This window comes from Mycolicibacterium parafortuitum, assembly GCF_010725485.1.
In the GTDB taxonomy this organism is placed as follows: Bacteria; Actinomycetota; Actinomycetes; order Mycobacteriales; family Mycobacteriaceae; genus Mycobacterium.
Genome location: NZ_AP022598.1, coordinates 5,613,539 through 5,633,123 on the forward strand (window position 1 = coordinate 5,613,539; position 19,585 = coordinate 5,633,123).

The window sequence follows — 19,585 nt, forward strand, 5'->3', positions numbered from 1 at the left end:
CGGTGGGGAGCAGCGAACAGCGCGCCGGCGTCGATCTGACCAACCTCGATGCGCTGCTGTTCGAGGACGCGGCCGCCACCAAGCGCGATCTGCTCGACTACCTCGAGGCGGTCGCCGACCGGTTCGTGCCGGTGCTGGCGGGACGACCGCTCACCGTGCTGCGGGTGTTGCGCGGACGCGCCCCGTTCATGCAGAAGAACGTGCCCAAGTACACCCCGGAATGGGTACGCACCGTGCCGATCTGGGCTGACGCGTCCAAACGCGAGATCCACTACGCCGTCTGCGACGACCTCCGCACCCTGCTGTGGCTGGGCAACCAGCGCGCCATCGAATTCCACCCGGCGCTGGGCCCGGCCACCGACATCTACCGCCCCACCCACCTGATCCTCGACCTCGATCCGCCCGACGGCGCCGACTTCGCCGCGGTCGTCGCGGTCGCACGGCTGGTGCGTCAAGCTCTGCAGGACTGCGGACTCTCGGGCGCGGTGAAGACCAGCGGCTCCCGCGGCCTGCACATCTTCGTGCCGATCGACGACAGCGCCCCGGTCGACGACGTCGCTGCCGCGACCCGCGCGCTGGCGGCCCGGGCGGCGGCGCTCGACCCCGGCATCGCGACCACCGCGTTCATCGTCGAGGACCGTGCGGGCAAGGTGTTCGTCGACGCCACGCGGGCCGGAGGCGCCACGGTCGCCGCGGCCTACAGCCCGCGGTTGCGCCCCGGAACCCCGGTTTCGTTCCCGGTGGCCTGGTCCGACCTCGACCGGGTGCGGCCGTCCGATTTCACGGTGCGCACCGCGATCGACGTGCTGGCGGGTCGGGATCCGTGGGCGGAGGCGATGCCGGCGCCCCAGCAGCTGCCTGCCGAGGTCATCGAACACGGCCGCACCATCCCGGTCGCGCGGGTGGCGGCGATGCACGAGGGAAAGCGCCGGGCCCGCCAAAGGCGCGAGCAATCGGGCGACCGCGAGCAATCGGACTAGAGCGCAGGTGCCGGCTTCACCGTCACGACGTCGGTCAGGCCGCTGATCGTCAGGACGGGTAACAGCAGCGGGTTGACCACGAGGTCGATGGAATCGGCATGCTCGAAGAGCACGTTGATCGTTCCGCTGTCCAGGTACTCGATCGCGCTGAGGTCGACGTGCAATACGGCGCCGTCGCCCGTGGGGGCGGCCTCTCGGATCGCCGCGGCGAACAGGTGCACATTGCTCAGGTCGAGCTCACCGGCGGCGACCAGCACCGGCTCACCGTCATCACGACGGTCGGTGCGCAACTGCAACCGGGTGGGCATCAGGCGATCCTTGCGTTCATGTGCACGGTGGTGCCGGTGGGGGCCGATTCGATGGACACATCCTGCATCAGCGCTCGCATCAGAGCGATGCCGCGTCCCCGGTGCGGCGGCGGTACCTCGTCGGGTGTCTTCCAGGATCCGGAGTCGATCACCGTCAGGTGCAGCTGGTCGGCCGTCGCGACCGCGCGCAACCGCACGCGTCCCCCCGGATCGTCGCGGTGACCGTGCTCGATCGCGTTGGCGAGGGCTTCGCCAGCGGCGATGAGGATGTCGAGCGCCTGGTCGGCGGGCACCCCGGCGCTGTCGAGCCAGCCCCGCAGGGCCGTGCGGCTGCCCGCGAGCTGTGCGACGTCGGCCGGGAAGTCAAGGTCCAGCGGGGCTGGTTGGCGGTAGAGAAGTAAAGCCACGTCGTCGTGATACCCATCTGCCGGGGCCAACCGCGCCATGATGATGTCGGCCAGTTCGTCCAGTCCTGTCATCCGGTTGTCCTGCACGACATCGGTGGCGCGCGCGATGCCGTCGTCGATCGATTCCCGCCGGCGTTCCACCAGGCCGTCGGTGTAGAGCAGCAGCGTCGACCGCGGCGGCATCGTCAGACGGGCCTCGACCCGGTGTGGTGTGTCCCTGAGCCCGAGCGGAGTGGCCCGCGCCTCGGCGAGCAGCCGCGTCGAGCGGTCCGCGAGCACCAGGATCGGTGGCGGATGCCCGGCGCACGAGTAGACGAGGTCGCCGGTGCCGGGGTCGAGTACCGCGCAGAACGCCGTGGTGCAGCGCGCGCCGGGCAGGTGCGCGGCGAACCTGTCGAGCGCCGACAGCGCGGCCGCGGGGCTGGGATGTTCGAGCAGCAATGCCCGGCACGCGCTTCGCAGCTGCCCCATCACCGTGGCCGCGTCCAGCCCGTGCCCGACGCAGTCGCCGACCACCAGTCCGATGCGGCCACCGTCGAGATCGACGACGTCATACCAGTCGCCGCCGACCTGCAGCGGTTTGGTGGCCGGCTGGTAGCGCACGGCGAACCCGTTGGACAGCGACGGGCCGAGGATCGCGTGCTGCAGCGCCAACGCCGTCTCCCGCTGCTGGTCGATCTGGTGCACCCGCTGCAACCCCTGACCGAGGCGTCCCGCGAGCACCGCGAGCAGCGTGTTGTCCTCGGCGGTGAACAGGCGCTCCTCGAACAGCTCGATGCAGAACACCAGCACGCCGCGCGGGTGGCGCAGCGCGATCCCCGCGGTGCCCGGGATCGACGTGTGCGGATCCAGCAGCACGTCGTCGCGCACCGTGACGATGAACTGCCGAGTGACCGGCGGCAGTTCCTCCCAGCGGTGGACCGGCTCGCCGACGGCGCTGATCTCCGGTCCGGCGGATTCGTCCTCGGCGTCCTGGGGCCACGTCACCGCGACGACGCGGCGGGCCTGCCAGATGGACCAGAACTCGTGCGCGGCGGCCAGCACCGCATCGTCGAGAGTGTCGGCCTGACCCAGCTTCTCGTTCAGTGCCGCCAGCGCGGATTCGCGCTGCACGATATAGCGCTCGGCGGTGACGTCGCGCAGTGTGCCGACGACGATGTCGCGGCCGGAGTCCGGATCGGCGACGTGGCTGAAGGTCACCGTCACATAGAGCCGGTGACCGTCGGCGTGGGTGACCGGCAGCTCCGGGATCGTGCCGTGCGGTTCGTGGAGCAACGCGCTGAACGCCTCGCCGACGCGGCGGTGCGCGTCAGCGTCGCTGTCGGCCGACGGCCACCACGGGTGCAGCACCCGGTACGGCAACCCGGTGGCGGCGTAGCCGAGGATGTCGGTGAACGCCTGGTTGATCTCGACGACGGCGCCGTCCTCGTCGCAGACGAAGAACGCCTCCTGCAGCGAGTCGAGAAGCGCGGTGCGCCACCGCGCGTGGCCGTCCCGCAACCGCGCGAGCTCGACGTTGGCACGCACCCGGGCGAGCAGTTCGGCGGCGGCGAACGGTTTGACGAGGTAGTCGTCGGCGCCCGCACGCAGCCCGCTGATCGACGCCTCCTGCCCCGCACGCGCCGACAGCAACAGCACCGGCACCGCCGCGGTGCGCCGATCGGCCCGCAGTTCGGCGACCAGTTCGAGGCCGTCGAGACCCGGCATCATCACGTCGCTGATGACGATGTCGGGTGCGTCGGCGCGGATCGACTCCAGCGCCTGTCTGCCGTCGACGACCGCCTCCACCTGGTAGCCGTCCGACCGCAGCAGCCTGGTGAGGTACTCCCGCATATCGGCGTTGTCGTCGGCGACGAGCACCCGCGCCGCCGTCGTGGCTCCCGTCGCGGATCCTTCGGTAATGCCGGACATGCCCACGCTCTGGGCCACGTACTCGCCGAGGTCGGCGGGGATCCACCGAAGCACCTCTTCGACATAGGCGTCCGCCGATCCGCCCGCCGGCCTGCCCGAGCCGCCGTCGGTGACGACCGCATCGGCGGGCAGGTGTGCCGACCCGAGTGGCAACCGAATCGTGAACGTCGTGCCGCGGCCCTCGGCGCTGTCCGCGTCGATCGTGCCGCCGTGCAGCCCGACGAGTTCCTTGACCAGTGCCAACCCGATACCGCTGCCCTCGTGGGATCGGGCCCTGGCGTTTTCGACTCTGCGGAATCGTTCGAACAGGTGCGGCATCTCGGCCGCGGGCACGCCGGTACCGGTGTCCGCGATCAGCACCACCGCATCCGTTCCGTCGCGGTGCACCCGGACCGAGATGCTGCCCTCGAAGGTGAACTTCAGTGCGTTCGACAGCAGGTTGAAGACGACCTTCTCCCACATGTCGCCGTCGACGTAGACGTCCTCGCCCAGTGATTTGCAGTCGACGAGGAACGTCAGACCCGCCCGTTCCACCGCGGAGCGGAACACACTGGCCAGCTCCGCGGTCAGCCCGCCGAGGTCCACCGGCCGGTATTGGGCCTGCGCGCGCCCGGCCTCTATCCGGGAGAAGTCCAGCAGCGTGTTGACGAGCTTGGTCAGACGTAAGCCGTTGCGCCACACCACATCGAGCTCACGACGCGCGTCGTCGCCGACGCTGCCGTCGCGGCGCAACTCCGAGACGGGGTCGAGGATCAGCGTGAGCGGGGTGCGGAACTCGTGGCTGATGTTGGAGAAGAACGTGGTCTTGGCGCGGTCGAGCTCGGCGAGTTCCTCGGCGCGCCGTTCCTGCGCGCGGTAACTGCGCGACAGCCCGATGCCCGCGGCGATGTGGCCGGCGACCAGCGTGACGAATCCTCGGTAGGCGTCGTCGAGCAACCGGTACCGGTTGAGTCCGGCGACCAGGAAACCGACCGGCGACGCACCCTGTTGCAGCAGCGGAACGATCAGGGCCTGCCGCGGAGGTTCACGCCAATCCCCGTGCGGCAGATCGGGATACGCCGGGTTGTCCAGGTCGACGAGCAGCGATTCACTTTCGGCGGGGGCGGCCGGCGGCCACACCTCGCCGTCGGCGCCGGTCAGCAGCGCGGGCGCCAGCGGATGTCCGGCCCGGAAACCGCTGCGGCCCACCAGATGTGCCGCACCGTCGTCGTCGAACAGGTAGGTCAGCGTGAAGGGCAGATCCCGAAGGTTGTGGCCGAGTTGCTGATCGACGAAGCGCAGGATCTCCGCCTCGGTGCGCACGACGCTCGGATCGGATCCGAGGTCTCGCAGCGTCGCCATCCGGCGCTCGCCGATGACCTGGAGGGTGTCCTCACTGACCACGCACAGCATGCCGACCACGGTGCCGTCGTCGTCGCGCAGCGGACTGTAGGAGAAGGTGTGGTAGGACTCCTCGGTGTAGCCCGCGCGCTCCAGGAACAGCAGCAGCGAGGTGTCCCAGGTGGCCTCGCCGGTGGACAGCACCCGTTCGATCCTGGGGCCGATGTCGTCCCAGATCTCCGCCCACACCTCGCCGGCCGGCCGGCCCAGCGCCCACGGGTACTTGCGGCCCAGCGTGACCCGCCGGTACGCGTCATTGCAGAAGAACGTCAGCTGCGGACCCCACGCCATCCACATCGGGAACCGCGACGACAGCAGGATGCTCACCGCCGTCTGCAGGCTCTGCGGCCAGTGCTGCGGCGGGCCCAGCGGGGTGGACGCCCAGTCGACCCGGGAGTGGTCTCGGCCGACCTCGCCGCCGTCGGCGAACACCTCTGCCGGGAATGCGCCACCCACCGCGGTCACCGTCGCTCTTCCGGGGCCGCGACGGCGTCGTCCAGGCTCGGGTACGGCCGCAGCACCGAGTCCAGCCGGGTGACCTCGATCGGCCGCAGCACCTCGGGGGTGGTGGCCACCAGGCGCACCGCGACTCCCTTGGCGTCGCCGAGCTCACAGCACGTGAGCAGCGCGTTGAGCCCCGCGCTGCCGAAGTAGACGATGCCGTCCAGCTCCAGTACGACGAGTCGGGCGGGATGCGCGGCCGCCTCGACCACGGCGTTCTCCAATGCGCCGGTGAGGTCGCCGGCGGTGCTGGTGTCGACTTCCCCGTGGGCGCGCACGACGACAGCGGCGTCGCGAACGTCCTGCTCGATGTCCAAGAGTCCCATGCGTTCCGGGGCCGTCACCGGGCGCGCTGATGAGCGGTCAGCAGGAGGTGGTCGAACTGCCGGCGCAGATCTCCGCGCGGCGCCTGCACGGTGTGGAAGTCCGCGACGATCCTCTCGGCCAGTGTGCGCAGCTTGGTGTTGGTCTGCTGCGAGCGCCACTGCAGAAGCTCGAACGCCTGATCCGCCTCGATGCCGTACACGAGCATCAGTGCGCCCTTGGCCTGTTCGATCGCGGCACGCGCGGCGAACAGATCGGGAAGCGTCTGATTGAGCACGTCGCGGCGGGCCTCGTCGAGCGTGTCGGTCAGCTCGACGTAATAGCCCTCCGTTCCCACCACGGCGCCGCTGCCGTCTTCCATCCGGTCGGCGACGACGAGGACGGTGTGTTCGCGCCCGGCGGTGTCGAGGAAGCGGTGCCTGCTGGAGAACGAACCGCCCGAGTGCAGCGCCTGATCGAGGAGTTCCTGGACGTGCCGCCGATCCTCGGGATGCTTGTGGGCGAGCAGCAGCTCGGTGGTCGGGGTGACGCTGCCCGGTTCGTAGCCATGCATGCGCGCGACCTCGTCCGACCACTCCCACCGCTGCCCGACGAACCAGAAGCGGAAGGTTCCTACGCGGAGGTTGCCATTCGACCGGAGCAGTGTGGCCAACTCGGGTCCCGGCGCCCGGTCAGTGTGCGGCATTTCCGCATTATTCCACCTGACAGGGCGGTGCAAACCGGTTCACACGCGGAGGCGCGCGGTGTGCGGCCCGAACTCGTTGGCGACGACCGACACCACGGTTGCTGGGAAACCCCCGCGCCGGGCGTGCTCGCGGATCGCGTCTTCGTCGTCGGCCTCGTGCACGCAGTACACCTTGTCGCCGGCGACATAGCTGGTGATCCAGCGGTACGGCACGCCGAGCGATTCCATTGCCGCGATCGACTTCTCGGCGATCTCGGCGAGCTGGGTCTCGGTCAGCCCGGACGCGCCGGGGATGTCTCGTTCGATGAGGAAACGGGGCATGACGCCCTCCTGTTCGGCGATGGGTCGATGGCCGGTTCGGCCATCGACCGACAGTGCGCCTGCCGCGCCGCCGCGGTCATCGGCAATAGTCACCCAGATACCGCCGACCACCCGAAAGAACCCTCGTTTCCGCTGGTGAGAGCATCCGCGCGGAGATACGATTCGGCCGTGACGCTCACCGGGCGCGACCACGAGCTGAGCGAGCTCGCAAGGTGGGAGACCGACGCGCGCGCCGGCCGGGGTGGCGCGGTGCTGGTGTGCGGCGAGTCCGGGGCAGGCAAGACCTCGTTCGTCGAGTCGTTCGTCGCCGGCCTGCCCGAAGGCACCGCCGTGCTGTGGGGCGCATGCGACCCGCTGTCCACGCCGCGGCCTCTCGGCCCGCTGCACGACCTGGCGGGCAGGTTCGGCGACCGGACCCGGCGACACCTGAGCGCAGGCGGGCAGCCACACGACATCTTCGTGTCGGTGTTCGCCGACCTGCGGGACCGACCGTCGGTCCTCGTCCTCGACGATCTGCACTGGGCCGATCAGGGCACCATCGACCTGTTCCGGTTCCTGGTGCGGCGCGCCCGCCAGTCGCACCTGCTGGCCGTCGGGATCATGCGCGAGGACGAGGTCGGTGTCACGCATCCGCTCCGTGCCCTGCTCGGCGACATCGCACGATCCCCGCACGCTCAGCTGATGACGCTGCCGCCGCTGACCCTGGAGGCGATCGCGACGCTGATCGGTGACCGCGACGTCGACGCGCACCGGCTGCACGAAGTGACCGGCGGCAACGCGTTCTTCGTCTGCGAGATGCTCGACCACCACAGCACGGACCTGCCCGCGACGGTGCGCGACGCGATCCTGGCGCGCACGGCCGAGCTGGACGCCCAAGCGTGGGATCTGCTGCACCTGCTGAGTTGCGCACCCGGCGCCATCGGCGACAACCTGCTGGCCCCGCTGGGAGTGAGCCTGCCTGCCCTGCGCGCCCTGCATCAGGCCAAGCTGATCCGCCGGGACACCCGCGGGGTCGCCTTCCGCCACGACCTGTGCAGGCGCGCGATCGCCGGGGTGATCCCGCCGGGCGCTGAGCCCGGGCTGCACCGCCGGTTCCTCGAAGCTCATCGCGCCGCCGCCGACCTGGACCCGGCGGTGCTGACCCACCACGCCCTCGGCGGCGGCGACAAGGCGCTCATCACCGCGGCCTCGGCCGATGCCGGTCGCACGGCCGCGCGTTCGGGGGCGCATACGCAGGCGTGCGAGTTCTTCGAGATCGCGCTGGAGCGCGGCGGACTGCTCGATGCCGTAGAGGAAGCCGAACTGCTCGAGCACCTGGCCGACGAGTACTACCTGACCGACCGCCTCGACGACGCGATCGGTGCCTGCCGGCGGGCGATGCGGATCCGGCAGGATCTCGCGGATCCGGTGGCCGTCAGCGCCGACCACCACGCCCTGGCCGTCTACGAGTGGTACAACGGCAACCGAGCCCAGGCCGACGAGCACGTCGCCGCCGCAATCGCGGCACTGGACACCGAAGCGGCGCAACACTATCCGGGCCATCTCAGCCGGCTGGGCCACGCGTTGGCGATGCAGGCATTCCTCGCCATGCAGTCCAGCCGCCTCGGCACCGCCGCCGAGACGCTCACCCGGGTGCGCCAGATCGCCACCGACGCAGACGATCCGCATCTGGCGGTGCGGCTGAGGCTCGTCGGTTACTACTGCGACATCCTGTCCGGCAGCACCGCGGTCCGCGATGACCTGCTGTCGGAGCTGGCGTCGGGACCGCGGCACATCGACGAAACCTATTCAGGCGGCTACACGAACCTCACCTACTTCGATGTGGAGCAGCGGCGGCTGCCCGCCGCGGCAGCACTGCTGGACGCCAGCATCCCGCTGATGATCGAACACGATCTTCCGATCTGCCGGATGGTGCAACTCGGCTCACGCAGCCGGATGAACCTGCTGATCGGCGATTGGGACGACGCGCTCGCCGACGCCGCCTCGGTGCTGGAGAACCCGAGCGCACCGCTGGCACGGACCTGGCCGCTGCTGATCCGCGGCCTGGTCGCGCTGCGGCGCGACGGCGACGATTGCGGCTTCATCGACCAGGCATGGGAATTGGCCTGCCGCTACGGCGAACTCGTCCGGATGCTGCCCGCGGCGTCGGCCATCGTCGAGCGCGCCTGGCTGACCGGCCGACCCGATCCGCGCGTGCAGGCGTGTCTGCCGCTGCTGCGCACGGCGCCGGCGGCGGGGCTGGAGTGGGCGCGCGGCGAGCTGGGGATGTGGCTGCGCCGCATTCACCTGACACCCGACCTGGATCCGGCCGAGGTCGCCGAGCCGTATGCGGTGCTGCTGCGGGGCCGATTCGACGATGCCGCCGTGGCGTTCCACCGACTGTCGACCCCGTACGACGCGGCGCTGGCGCTGGCCGACTCCGGTGAGCCCGACGCGATCCGGCGCGCCCTCGACATCCTCGACCGCCTCGGCGCCGACGCCGTCGCGGGGAAAGTCCGCGCCGACCTGCGCGCGACCGGCGTGTCGACGGTGCCGGGGCCGCGCCGCGCGTCAACGCTGGCCAATCCCGCGGGGCTGACCACCCGGCAGGTGGAGGTACTGCGCCTGATCGGGGACGGGCTGACCAACGCCGAACTCGCCGAACGGCTGTTCCTGTCGGTCAAGACCGTCGACCATCACGTGTCGGCGATCCTCACCAAGCTCGACGTCACCAGGCGTCGCGATGCCGTGCGCCGAGCCAGGGAGGTCGGGATCCTGTCCTGAGGGCGCCGAAAATAGGTAGCCATCACCGATACGCCGCGCATCCGCCGACGGTCATCGTTGCGGTACCACCTCAACGGACCGACAGGGAACGACATGACTTCAGCGAAGACCGCTGCGGAATCCACCACCGACGCGGACGCCGACCGCCTGCTCAAGGCCAAACACCGGGCGCTGTGGGCGTCGGGCGACTATGCGGCGGTGGCCGCCGACCTGATTCCCGAATTGGGGCCGCGTTTGGTCGACGCGTGCGGGATCCGGCCGGGGCAGCGCGTACTCGACGTCGCGGCGGGCACCGGCAACGCGGCGATCCCGGCCGCCGCCGCGGGTGCGAGCGTCGTCGCCGGCGACCTGACCCCGGAACTGTTCGACGCCGGACGATCGAGCGCCGACCGGCACGGTGTGCACGTGACGTGGGTGGAGGCCGACGCCGAGGCGATGCCCTTCGGGGACGGCGAATTCGACGTCACCATGTCGTGCGTCGGAGCGATGTTCGCCCCGCACCACCAGGCCGCCGCCGATGAGATCGTGCGCGTGACGCGCCCCGGCGGGACGATCGGGATGATCAACTGGACGCCAGAGGGATTCATCGGCCGTCTCTTCGCGACGATGAAGCCCTACGCTCCCCCGCCACCGCCGGGCGCCTCACCCGCACCGCTGTGGGGCAGCGAGGAGCACGTGCGAGAGTTGTTCGGCGACAGGGTCAGCGGACTGACGATGAGCCGTCAGACCGTGACGTTCGACGTGTGCGCGACTCCGTTGGAGTTCCGCGAGTTCTGGAAGACCAACTACGGACCGACCATCGCGGCCTACCGGTTCAACGCCGGGGACCCGGATCGGGTGGCAGCGCTCGACCGTGACTTCCTGGCCTTCCTGGAGCAGACCGACGAGTCACCGGAGCCGGGCCGGACCGCCTACCACGCCGAGTACCTGTTGGTGACCGCGACCAAGAGGTGACAGCGCGGCGCGCGCCGGCCCGTGTCTACTCGGAGGTGTGCGCGCCGACCGAATCCTCGGTATCCCCAGGCGTTCCCGGGCTTTCGGTGGTTTCGGAGCCGAATCGCCTCGCCAGCAGGTAGAGCACCACCCCGACGGCGAGCAGCGCCCCGGCCAGCAGCCACACCTGCGCGCTCTGCTGGCTGAGCAACAGCACGCAGGAGGCGATGCCGAGCACCGGCACGAACGTCCACACCCGGAAGTGGTCGTGCTCGACCCGATCCCGGCGCAGCACCAGCACCGACACGTTCGCCGACAAGAACACGAACAACAGCAGCAACACCACGGTTTCGGCGAGCATCGACAGGTCACCGATCAGGGTCAGCGCCATCGCGACCGCGGTGGTGGCCAGGATCGCCACCCACGGGGTGCGGCGCTTCGGCAGCACGCGCGCGAAAACGCCCGGCAGCAGCCCCTGTTCGGACATGCCGAACGTGAGCCGGCTCGACATGATCATCGTCAGCAGCGCGCCGTTGGCGACCGCGATCAGCGCGACGAGGCTGAACAGCCAGTCGGGCACGCCCACCCCGGATGCGGCGACGACGTCGAGCAGCGGCCCGGAGGACTGGGACAGTTCCTCGGTGGGCAGCGCGATCGCACTCGCCAGACCGACCAGTGCGTACACCACGCCTGCGGTGATGAGCGCGCCGAACAGCGCGCTCGGATACACCCGGCGCGGATCCTTGATCTCCTCGACCACGTTGGCCGAGGTCTCGAAGCCGACGAACGAGTAGTACGCCAGGATCGCGCCGGCGAGGATCGCCAGGCCCGGTGCGGTGCCGTCCGGGAACTCGGTGACTCGCCCGATGTCACCGTCGCCGCGGCCCATCATCACCGCGACGACGGCCACGACGAGGATCAGACCCGACAGCTCGATCGCGGTCATCACGACGTTCGTCTTGAGCGACTCGCTGATCCCGCGTGCGTTCAGGCACGCCACCAGCGCCAGGAACACCAGCGCGGCCACCGTGGTCGGCACGTCGATGAACGTCGCGAGGTAGTCGCCCGAAAAGGCCAGCGCCAGACCGGCGGCGCTCGTCACGCCCGCGGCGAGCATGCTGAACCCGACCAGGAACGAGATCACCGGCTTGCCGAACGCGCGCTCAGCGAACACGGCCGCGCCGCCGGCGCGGGGATATTTCGTCACCAGCTCGGCGTAGGAGCCCGCCGTGAGCAAGGCGAGCAGCAGGGCCACCAACAGCGGCGCCCACAGCACCCCGCCGGCCTCGGCGGACAACTCGCCCATCAGTGCGTACACCCCGGCGCCGAGAACATCGCCGAGGATGAACAGGAACAGCAGCGGGCCGGTGATCCGCCGCGCCAGTTTCGTCGGCGCGGACGTCGAGGAGGCGGCGTCTACGGGCATGCCGCGCAGATACCCCGATCCGGGCGGGTCGATACCTGTGATCAGGCCCCGGTTGACGACCGGGACAGGGCTTTCAGCTCGGCGAACGCGTCGCGCACCGTGTCCCCGAAACCCCCTCCGTCGGTGCGGGCGACCCAGGTGCCGAATGCCACCTTGAAGACCGCGAGCCCGGCCTCGGCGGTCAGCCGCGCGGTCACCGGTTCGACACCGTGGGCACGCAGGGCCTGTGCGAGAACAGCCGAGGTGGTGGCGAGCTTGCCGAGTTCGCGCTCACGCAGGGCGGGGGTCGCGTCGATGACGTGCTGGCGTCGGCGGGCGCGATCTGCGCGGTGGTCGAAGAACGACCCGAGCGCGGCGAACCCGGCGGCGACGGCGTCGAGCGGATTCATCCGAGAACCCGCCCCCTGCGTCAGTGTCGCGTCGAGGGCGGTGGTGATCGTCTCGACGAACTCGTCCTGCCCGGAGAACAGCACCTCCCTTTTATCGGCGAAGTATCGGAAGAAGGTCCGCTCGGTCAGTCCCGCGCGCCGGGCGATGTCGTCGACCGTCGTGTCGTCGAAACCCCGCTCGGCGTAGAGCTGCAGCGCCGCATCTTCGAGGCGTTCCCGGGCGTTCGGCTGCCACCGGCTCATCGGCTGATGGTAACGGGAATGTCAGCGACTGACATCAGCGTTACCTCCGATGACAGTCACTGACATGGAAAGGAACTGCCATGAAGATCTTCGTCACCGGAGCCTCGGGTTTCATCGGATCGGCCGTCGTCGCCGAGTTGCTCGCGCACGGTCATGAGGTCACCGGCCTGGCCCGCTCCGAGTCCGCCGCGCACCGCATCACCTCGGCGGGGGCCCGGGCGGTCCCGGGCGATCTCGGCGACCCAGCGAGCCTCTCCCGCGCCGCATCGGAGGCCGACGCCGTCATCCACCTGGCCTTTCATCACGACTTCACCGATTACGCGCGCGGTGCGCACTGGGATCGGCAGGCGATCGAGACCATCGGCGACGCACTCGCCGGCTCCGACCGGGCCTTCGTGGTCGCCTCGGGTATGGCCGGAATCGGGCAGGGCCGCGTACTGACCGAAGACGACGTGGTCGCACCGGACTCGCCGCGCGTCTCCGAGCCGACGTTGTTCGCCCTGGCCGATCGCGGTATTCGCGCATCGGCCGTGCGGCTCGCACCGACCGTGCACGGCGACGGTGACCACGCGTTCATCCCGGCGCTCATCGCCGACGCCCGCGCCGCGGGTATCTCGGCGTATCCGGGCGACGGCACCAACCGCTGGCCGGCCGTGCACCGCCTCGATGCCGCGGCGCTCTTCCGGCTCGCGGTCGAGCAAGCGCCGTCAGGCACCGTCCTGCACGGCGTCGACGAGGAAGGGATCCCGGTCCGCACCATCGCCGACGCCATCGGCAAGGGGCTGGGAGTTCCCACCGAGTCCGCCACCGCGGAGGAACTCGCCGCGCGCTCCGGGTTCATCGGTGCCGTGTTCGCGATGGACATCCCGGCGTCGAGTGCGCTGACCCGGCAGCGATTCGGCTGGCGACCCACCCACCCCGGGCTGCTCGCCGATCTCGCCCAGGGCCACTACTTCACTCCGGTGGCGGCCTGAGCGAAACCGTCCTGCGGGACCCCGGTGCCACGCAGAATGGCCAGATGCGCTTCGGAAATTTCATGGCCCCGTTCCACCCCGCCGGCCAGAACCCGACTCTGGCCCTGGAACGCGATCTCGACCTGATCGTGGCCATGGACCGGCTCGGATTCCACGAGGCGTGGGTCGGCGAGCACCACTCGGCCGGCTTCGAGATCATCGCCTCACCGGAGGTGTTCCTCGGGATCGCGGCCGAACGCACCAAGCACATCAAGCTCGGCACCGGGGTCAGCTCGCTGCCGTATCACCACCCGCTGATGCTCGCGGACCGGATGGTGCTGCTCGATCACCTGACCCGCGGGCGCGTGATGCTCGGCTGCGGCCCCGGCCAGCTGACCTCCGACGCCCACATGCTCGGCATTCCCGCCGACCAGCAGCGGCCCCGGATGGAGGAATGTCTGGACGCGATCGTGCGGCTGCTGCGCGGCGAAACCGTCACCATGCACACCGACGGGTTCACCCTGCAGGACGCCCGCCTGCAACTCGCGCCCTACAGCGACCCGTGCTTCGACATCGCCGTCGCCGCGTCGTTCTCCCCGACCGGTCCCCGCGGGGCGGGAAAGCACGGGATCGGCATGCTGTCGATCGCCGCCACCGCCAAGCAGGGCATGGATCTTCTTGCCCAGCACTGGGATACGTGGGAGGAGGTGGCACGCGAGCACGGGCACGTCGCCGACCGGTCGAAATGGCGGCTGGTCGGACCGATGCACCTGGCCGAGACGCGAGAACAGGCCGAGCGTGACGTCGAATACGGCATCGCGGAGTTCTCCCGCTACTTCAGCCACATCCTGCCCGCCGGCCCGGTGCAGGGTGACACCCCGGCCGAGATCATCGCGAACAACCGGCAGTCCGGATTCGCGGTGATCGGCACCCCCGAGGACGCGATCGCCAAGATCGAGGAGTTGGTCGAGGCCAGCGACGGCGGTTTCGGTGCGTTCCTGTTGTTCGACCACGACTGGGCCCCGCCCGCGGCGAAACTGCGCAGCTACGAACTGTTCGCGCAGTACGTGATCCCGCATTTCACCGGGCAGCTCGCGGGACCCATCGCCTCGCGCGACTGGGTCACCGGAGCCGGACGCACCTTCGTCGACCAGGCCGTCCACGCGATCGGCAAGGCCATCGAGGACCACGCGGCCGAGCAGCAGTCGAAGCAGGCGGCGGCCCCCAATTGAGCTGTGCGCGAACCTGACTCGATGAAGGCCGTCCAGGAGCTGGTCGACGCGTGGGCGCTGCGACCCGACGGCGAGCCCCACCGCAGTCCCCGCGCCGATGTGCTCCCGGTGCGGACCGCCGACGGGGTGGCCGCGGTGCTGAAGGTCGCCGCACCTGACGAGGCGGGCGAGCACGCCCACCTCGTGCTGCGCCGCTGGGGCGGTGACGGTGCGGTGCGCCTGCTGCGCGCCGATCCGCACCGCCACGCGGTGCTGCTGGAACGCGCCTGCACCGCCGACCTGTCCACCGTGTCGGACGAGGCCGCATGCGGGGTCGTCGCCGACCTGTTCCGGCGCCTGCATGTGCCGGCGATGCCGCAGTTGCGTTCGCTCACCGCCGATGTCGCGGCATCGGCGCGTGAGCTCGACATGCTGCCGCGGGGCAGCGCGATCCCGCACCGGCTGGTCGAACACGCGGCGGCGCTGGCCCGGGAACTGAGCGCCGACGCCCCCCACGAGGTGGTGTTGCACGGCAACCTGCATCACGCGAACGTGCTGGCCGCCCGACGCGTCCCATGGCTGGCGATCTCCCCGCAGCCGTGCAACGGGGATCCGCATTACGAACTGGCCCCGATGTTGTGGCACGGGTGGGACGCGTTTGCGGGCAACATCCGCGACGGGATCCGCGGCCGGCTCTGGATGCTGGTGGAACACACCGGTCTCGACGAGGACCGCGCGCGGGCGTGGACCCTGGTGCGGGTGGTGCTCGCCGCGGTCCGCGAATTATCGGGTGGCGGCGAGGAACTCACCCGATATGTGGCGCTCGCCAAGGCGATCCAGGACTGAAGGACGGTATTGCGATGACCCCACCCGAGGAACTGCTGCAGGAGATGCTCGACGAACATCAGCTGCGCCGGCTCGTCCACCGCTACTGCCGCGCGGTCGACCGCGGTGACGTCGAGGAACTTCGGCGGTTGTACCACCCCGACGCCGCCGACAACCACGGCGGCTTCTCCTCCGGATCCGCGCACACCTTCATCGACCAGATCGCGGCGACCCGACCGTATCTGCGCTCGATGCAACACCACGTGACCACCGTCGAGTTCGCGATCCGCGGGGAAGCGGCCGAGGGCGAGGTCTACACGATCGCCACCCACACCTTCAGCGCCGGTGGCCGCGACGTGGACGTCATCGTCGGCGGCCGGTATCTGGACAGATACGAAAAGCGATCCGGGGAGTGGAGATTCACCGAGCGCGCCATCGTCACCGACACCGCGTTCGTCAACAACCCGTCCGCGGCGACCTTCGAGCACCCGGTCACCAAGGGCACGCCGGCCGGCTCCCCCGGCGACGACGACCCGTCGCACCGGTTCTTCACGCTGCTGCGCACCGGCCGGGATCAGTAACCCAATTCGCGCAGCCTCGCGTGGTAGGCCTCGACGTTGGCGAGTTTGATGCCCTCGTATCCGCGCACCATGTCCGCCAGACCGGCCACCTCGACCGCGCGGTCGTAGGTGTGCGTGTCGAGTTCGGCGGCCAGCCTGCTCACCAGCGCGGCGTACTCGGCGAGTAGGTCACGCTCCACCCTGCGCACATGGGCATAACCGAACGGGTCGAACTTGGTCCCCCGCAACCGCTTACCCGCTGCGAGCGCGCGCAGTACGACGTGACTGCGCGGACCCAGACCGATCTTCTTCGTGCGGCCCAGCGACCGCAGCGTCGGCGGATGCAGCTTGTAGGTCAGCTTCTCGCCGTCCGGGAACTCCTGTGCCACCTGAGCCAGGAACTCCGGATCGGTCAGCAGCCGGGCGACCTCGTACTCGTCCTTGTACGCGGTGAACTTGTACAGCCCCTTGGCGACCGCCGCACTGAACTCGGTGCGCGGTCCCACGGCCCGCTCGGCCGTCCAGACCGACTGCATCACCGTCACGTAGTTCTGTGCGACCTTCTCACTCTGGTAGGCGACCAGATCGGCGGCGCGGCGGATGATCAGGTCACCCACCTGCCCGGAGAACGTGGCACCGGCCAGGACCCGGTCCGGAACTGCCGGCGCCGGGCGGGCCCGCATCGGCGCGACGACGTCGTGGAAGCGGGTGGGGTCGGCGATCGCGACCCGGCCCCACCGGAAGGCGGCGATGTTGGCCTTGACCGCGACACCGTTGATCTCGATGGCCTCTTCGATCGCCGCGGCCGGAATACCCAGCGCCCCCGCCTGATACGCGGCGCCGATCACCAGGAAGTTGGCCGCGGCGGTGTCGCCGAACAGCGCGTGCGCGGCGGCCAGCGCGTCGAAGGACTGCACGCTGCGCGACACCTGACCCAGCCGGTGCAGCAGGTACGCGGTCTCCGGGTACTCGACGGTCTTGTCGTAGACCATGTCCCCGGTCGGCGTCTTGCTCGTCGACGCGACCGTGACGGTCTTGGTGGGGTCCCCGTAGCCGAGGTTCTTGGTGTCGGCAGCCGCCAGCAGATCGAACGCGACGATGCAGTCCGCGCTGCCCGGGGTCAGCCGGTTGGCGGGGTCGAGCCGGCCGGCCGCGAAGCGCAGGTGCGACACCACCGGACCGGCCTTCTGGCTCAGCCCGATCTGGTCCAGGCTCTCGACGTCGTAGCCGGCCCGCAGCGCCGCCGTCGCGATGACCTGGTTGACGGTGACGATGCCGGTGCCGCCGATCCCGGCGAGGAACACGTTGTGCGTCGCGGTGATCGGTGGGGTCGGGAGGTCGGGCAGCACCGGCGGGACCGGCGCCGTCCGGGGCGCGCGTTTCCTGCCCGGGGCCACCTCGACGGTCACGAACGACGGGCAGTCCCCGTCGAGGCAGCTGTAGTCGGTGTTGCACGACGTCTGGTCGATACGGGTCTTGCGGCCGAATTCGGTGTCCACCGGTTGTACGGACAGGCAGTTCGACTTGACGCCGCAGTCGCCGCAGCCCTCGCAGACAGCCTCGTTGATCAGCACCCGGGTGGTCCGGACCGGCAGGGTGCCGCGCTTGCGCTGTCGGCGGGCATCGGCCGCGCAGTGCTGGTCGTAGATCAGCACGGTCACGCCGGACACGTCGCGCAGTCGTTTCTGGGCCTCGTCGAGGCGGTCGCGGTGCCACAGCAACGTCCCGTCGGCCAGCGCCCGCTTGCGGTACTTGCCGGGTTCGTCGGCGCAGATGATGATCTGCCGGACGCCTTCGGCTTTCAGCTTGTGGGTCAATGTGGTGACGGTGATCGCGCCTTCGGCGTGCTGGGCGCCCGTCATCGCCACGACGTCGTTGTAGAGCAGTTTGAACGTGATGTTCACCCCGGCGGCGACGCATGCCTGCACGGCGAGCTGGCCGGAGTGGAAGAACGTCCCGTCACCGATGTTCTGGAACAGGTGCTCGACGTCGGTGAAGGGCGCCTGGCCGATCCACTGACTGCCTTCGCCGCCCATCTGGGTCAGGCCGGTGACCGCGCTGTCCTTGCGGCCCGACATCGTCACCATCGTGTGGCAGCCGATGCCTCCGCCGGCCAGCGAGCCCTCGGGCACCGCCGTCGAGCGGTTGTGTGGGCAGCCGCTGCAGAAGTACGCCTTGCGTTGGGCGGGAAGCACTTCCAGTGTCAGGGCCGGCGGCGGTGGCTTGCGCAGCGGCACTCGGTCAGCGAGCGCGCGGCGCAGCGGTGCGAGCAGCCGGCCCGCGGTCAGTTCGCCGTCGGCAGGGATCAGCGGCCGTCCGGCGGCGTCTTTCTTACCGAGGATGCGCGGCGCATCCGGGCTGCCGTAGAGGATCTCGCGGATCTGGGTCTCGACGAACGCGGTCTTGTCCTCGACGACGAGCACCTCGTCGAGGCCGTCGGCGAACCGGAGCACGTTGTCCGCGCACAACGGGGTCGGCATCCCGATGCGCAACAGCCGCACCCCGGCACTGCGCAACGCGTCGTCGTCGGCGCCGAGATCGGCCAGCGCTTGGCGCATCGCATCGAACGCCGTTCCGGGCGCGGCGATCCCGATCCGTGCGCTCGGCGGGTCGATCTCGGTGACGTCGAGACGGTTGACGCCGGCGTACGCGCGGACGACCTCCGCACGAGGTCCGTACAGGTCGGCCTCGGCCAGCAGGCTGTCCGCCGGCGCGGCCATCGGCCGCTGTGTGTAGACGAAGGGCTTTCCGTCCCAGATGATCTCGGGGACCGAGATGTCGATGTCGACATCTCCGGCGTCGACCGACCATGCGCCGTCGGCGACGTCGGCGACGATCTTAAGCGCCACAACACATCCGGACGCGCGGGACAGCGCGATGCCGTGCTGGGCCATCGTGACGATTTCGCGCGCGTTGCGCGGGAACAACACCGGGATTCCGAGCGCGGCCAGGGACCGCTCGCTGACGGCGGGGACGGTGGACGATTTCGACGCCGGGTCGTCGCCGACCAGCAGCAGCATCCCGCCCCGGGCATTGGCCCCGTACATGTTGGCGTGCCGCAGCGCATCGGTGGCCCGGTCCAGGCCGGGCCCCTTGCCGTACCAGACCCCGACGACGCCGTCGTGGGTCCTGCCGCCCGGCAGGTCGGCCTGGCTGCCCCACACCGACGTCGCGGCCAGTTCCTCGTTGAGCCCCGGCACGAACACGATGTCGTGTGCGGCCAGCACGTCGGGCATGCCGGAGAGCATCCTGTCGACGCCGCCGAGCGGGCTGCCCTGATATCCGGAGACGAAGGTCGCGACCCGTCTGCCGGCGCGCGCATCGCGCTCGTGCTGTTCGACCAGCGCCCGCGCGATCGCCTGCACCCCGGTCAGCAGAACCGCCGCCGCACCGGACCGATACCGGTCGGAGAGGTCGTACGGACGCCGGTCCGGCCGGACGTCGAGTTCTGTCATCGGTGCTCAC

Annotated in this window: 15 protein-coding genes; 7 read left to right on the plus strand and 8 right to left on the minus strand. The window is 70.1% G+C overall.

Going from position 1 to position 19,585, the window contains the following annotated elements:
• Positions 1-2 precede the first annotated feature (2 nt).
• The gene (locus NTM_RS26495) at positions 3-980 is read left to right on the plus strand and encodes a DNA polymerase domain-containing protein (RefSeq protein ID WP_163769085.1); all 978 of its coding nucleotides are present in this window, start codon (positions 3-5) and stop codon (positions 978-980) included.
• Here the strand turns inward: NTM_RS26495 and NTM_RS26500 are convergent.
• Genes NTM_RS26500 through NTM_RS26520 form a run of 5 tightly spaced genes read right to left on the minus strand, consistent with a single transcriptional unit; the run spans position 977 to position 6,817 of the window.
• On the minus strand, positions 977-1,288 hold the full coding sequence (locus NTM_RS26500) for an STAS domain-containing protein (protein ID WP_104863700.1): 312 nt from the start codon (positions 1,286-1,288) through the stop codon (positions 977-979). The genes NTM_RS26495 and NTM_RS26500 overlap by 4 nt on opposite strands.
• Positions 1,288-5,451: a SpoIIE family protein phosphatase gene (locus tag NTM_RS26505; RefSeq protein WP_163769086.1), complete on the minus strand. Its 4,164-nt coding sequence runs from the start codon at positions 5,449-5,451 to the stop codon at positions 1,288-1,290. Before NTM_RS26505 ends, NTM_RS26500 begins: the two co-directional genes overlap by 1 nt.
• Positions 5,448-5,813 carry an STAS domain-containing protein gene (locus NTM_RS26510; RefSeq protein WP_104863897.1) on the minus strand — a complete coding sequence of 122 codons (366 nt, stop codon included), beginning with the start codon at positions 5,811-5,813 and terminating at the stop codon, positions 5,448-5,450. The genes NTM_RS26505 and NTM_RS26510 overlap by 4 nt, the downstream gene beginning before the upstream one ends.
• A 14-nt stretch (positions 5,814-5,827) precedes the next feature.
• Complete coding sequence (locus NTM_RS26515; protein WP_104863698.1) at positions 5,828-6,496, minus strand: PAS and ANTAR domain-containing protein; 669 nt, start codon at positions 6,494-6,496, stop codon at positions 5,828-5,830.
• A 39-nt stretch (positions 6,497-6,535) separates the two neighbouring features.
• Positions 6,536-6,817 (minus strand): DUF4242 domain-containing protein, encoded by a 282-nt coding sequence (locus NTM_RS26520; protein WP_104863896.1) that lies wholly within the window; start codon positions 6,815-6,817, stop codon positions 6,536-6,538.
• A 168-nt stretch (positions 6,818-6,985) separates the two neighbouring features.
• Here NTM_RS26520 and NTM_RS26525 point away from each other — a divergent pair, with 168 nt between their 5' ends.
• Both NTM_RS26525 and NTM_RS26530 read left to right on the plus strand, forming a co-directional pair.
• Positions 6,986-9,580, plus strand: a complete 2,595-nt coding sequence (locus NTM_RS26525; protein WP_163769087.1) for an AAA family ATPase — start codon at positions 6,986-6,988, stop codon at positions 9,578-9,580.
• A gap of 93 nt (positions 9,581-9,673) precedes the next feature.
• Positions 9,674-10,534 (plus strand): class I SAM-dependent methyltransferase, encoded by an 861-nt coding sequence (locus NTM_RS26530; protein ID WP_163769088.1) that lies wholly within the window; start codon positions 9,674-9,676, stop codon positions 10,532-10,534.
• Between the two features lie 25 nt (positions 10,535-10,559).
• On the opposite strand, the gene NTM_RS26535 is transcribed toward NTM_RS26530, so the two are convergent.
• Positions 10,560-11,939 carry an APC family permease gene (locus tag NTM_RS26535; RefSeq protein WP_163769089.1) on the minus strand — a complete coding sequence of 460 codons (1,380 nt, stop codon included), beginning with the start codon at positions 11,937-11,939 and terminating at the stop codon, positions 10,560-10,562.
• A 41-nt stretch (positions 11,940-11,980) separates the two neighbouring features.
• Positions 11,981-12,571, minus strand: coding sequence for a TetR family transcriptional regulator (locus tag NTM_RS26540; RefSeq protein WP_104863694.1), 591 nt, complete (start codon positions 12,569-12,571; stop codon positions 11,981-11,983).
• Between the two features lie 80 nt (positions 12,572-12,651).
• On the opposite strand from NTM_RS26540, the gene NTM_RS26545 reads away from it, so the two are divergent.
• From NTM_RS26545 to NTM_RS26560, 4 genes are read left to right on the plus strand one after another with little or no spacing between them, the layout of a single operon-like run.
• A complete protein-coding gene (locus NTM_RS26545) occupies positions 12,652-13,545 on the plus strand; it encodes an SDR family oxidoreductase (protein ID WP_163769090.1) in 894 nt (297 codons plus the stop codon).
• 44 nt (positions 13,546-13,589) lie between these two features.
• A complete protein-coding gene (locus NTM_RS26550) occupies positions 13,590-14,756 on the plus strand; it encodes an LLM class flavin-dependent oxidoreductase (RefSeq protein ID WP_104863692.1) in 1,167 nt (388 codons plus the stop codon).
• 3 nt (positions 14,757-14,759) lie between these two features.
• A complete protein-coding gene (locus tag NTM_RS26555) occupies positions 14,760-15,581 on the plus strand; it encodes an aminoglycoside phosphotransferase family protein (RefSeq protein WP_337781402.1) in 822 nt (273 codons plus the stop codon).
• 14 nt (positions 15,582-15,595) lie between these two features.
• Positions 15,596-16,141 carry a nuclear transport factor 2 family protein gene (locus NTM_RS26560; RefSeq protein ID WP_163769091.1) on the plus strand — a complete coding sequence of 182 codons (546 nt, stop codon included), beginning with the start codon at positions 15,596-15,598 and terminating at the stop codon, positions 16,139-16,141.
• Here the strand turns inward: NTM_RS26560 and NTM_RS26565 are convergent.
• A complete protein-coding gene (locus NTM_RS26565; RefSeq protein WP_104863690.1) occupies positions 16,135-19,575 on the minus strand; it encodes an indolepyruvate ferredoxin oxidoreductase family protein in 3,441 nt (1,146 codons plus the stop codon). The two genes, NTM_RS26560 and NTM_RS26565, sit on opposite strands and share 7 nt — an antisense overlap.
• Positions 19,576-19,585 lie beyond the last annotated feature (10 nt).

Excerpts from the sequence above, each read along its gene's own strand:
- NTM_RS26500 (WP_104863700.1), bottom strand. The coding sequence starts at position 1,288 with ATGCCCACCCGGTTGCAGTTGCGCACCGACCGTCGTGATGACGGTGAG.
- NTM_RS26510 (WP_104863897.1), bottom strand. The coding sequence starts at position 5,813 with ATGGGACTCTTGGACATCGAGCAGGACGTTCGCGACGCCGCTGTCGTC.
- NTM_RS26515 (WP_104863698.1), bottom strand. The coding sequence starts at position 6,496 with ATGCCGCACACTGACCGGGCGCCGGGACCCGAGTTGGCCACACTGCTC.
- NTM_RS26520 (WP_104863896.1), bottom strand. The coding sequence starts at position 6,817 with ATGCCCCGTTTCCTCATCGAACGAGACATCCCCGGCGCGTCCGGGCTG.
- NTM_RS26530 (WP_163769088.1), top strand. The coding sequence starts at position 9,674 with ATGACTTCAGCGAAGACCGCTGCGGAATCCACCACCGACGCGGACGCC.
- NTM_RS26535 (WP_163769089.1), bottom strand. The coding sequence starts at position 11,939 with ATGCCCGTAGACGCCGCCTCCTCGACGTCCGCGCCGACGAAACTGGCG.
- NTM_RS26540 (WP_104863694.1), bottom strand. The coding sequence starts at position 12,571 with ATGAGCCGGTGGCAGCCGAACGCCCGGGAACGCCTCGAAGATGCGGCG.
- NTM_RS26545 (WP_163769090.1), top strand. The coding sequence starts at position 12,652 with ATGAAGATCTTCGTCACCGGAGCCTCGGGTTTCATCGGATCGGCCGTC.
- NTM_RS26550 (WP_104863692.1), top strand. The coding sequence starts at position 13,590 with ATGCGCTTCGGAAATTTCATGGCCCCGTTCCACCCCGCCGGCCAGAAC.
- NTM_RS26560 (WP_163769091.1), top strand. The coding sequence starts at position 15,596 with ATGACCCCACCCGAGGAACTGCTGCAGGAGATGCTCGACGAACATCAG.
- NTM_RS26565 (WP_104863690.1), bottom strand. The coding sequence starts at position 19,575 with ATGACAGAACTCGACGTCCGGCCGGACCGGCGTCCGTACGACCTCTCC.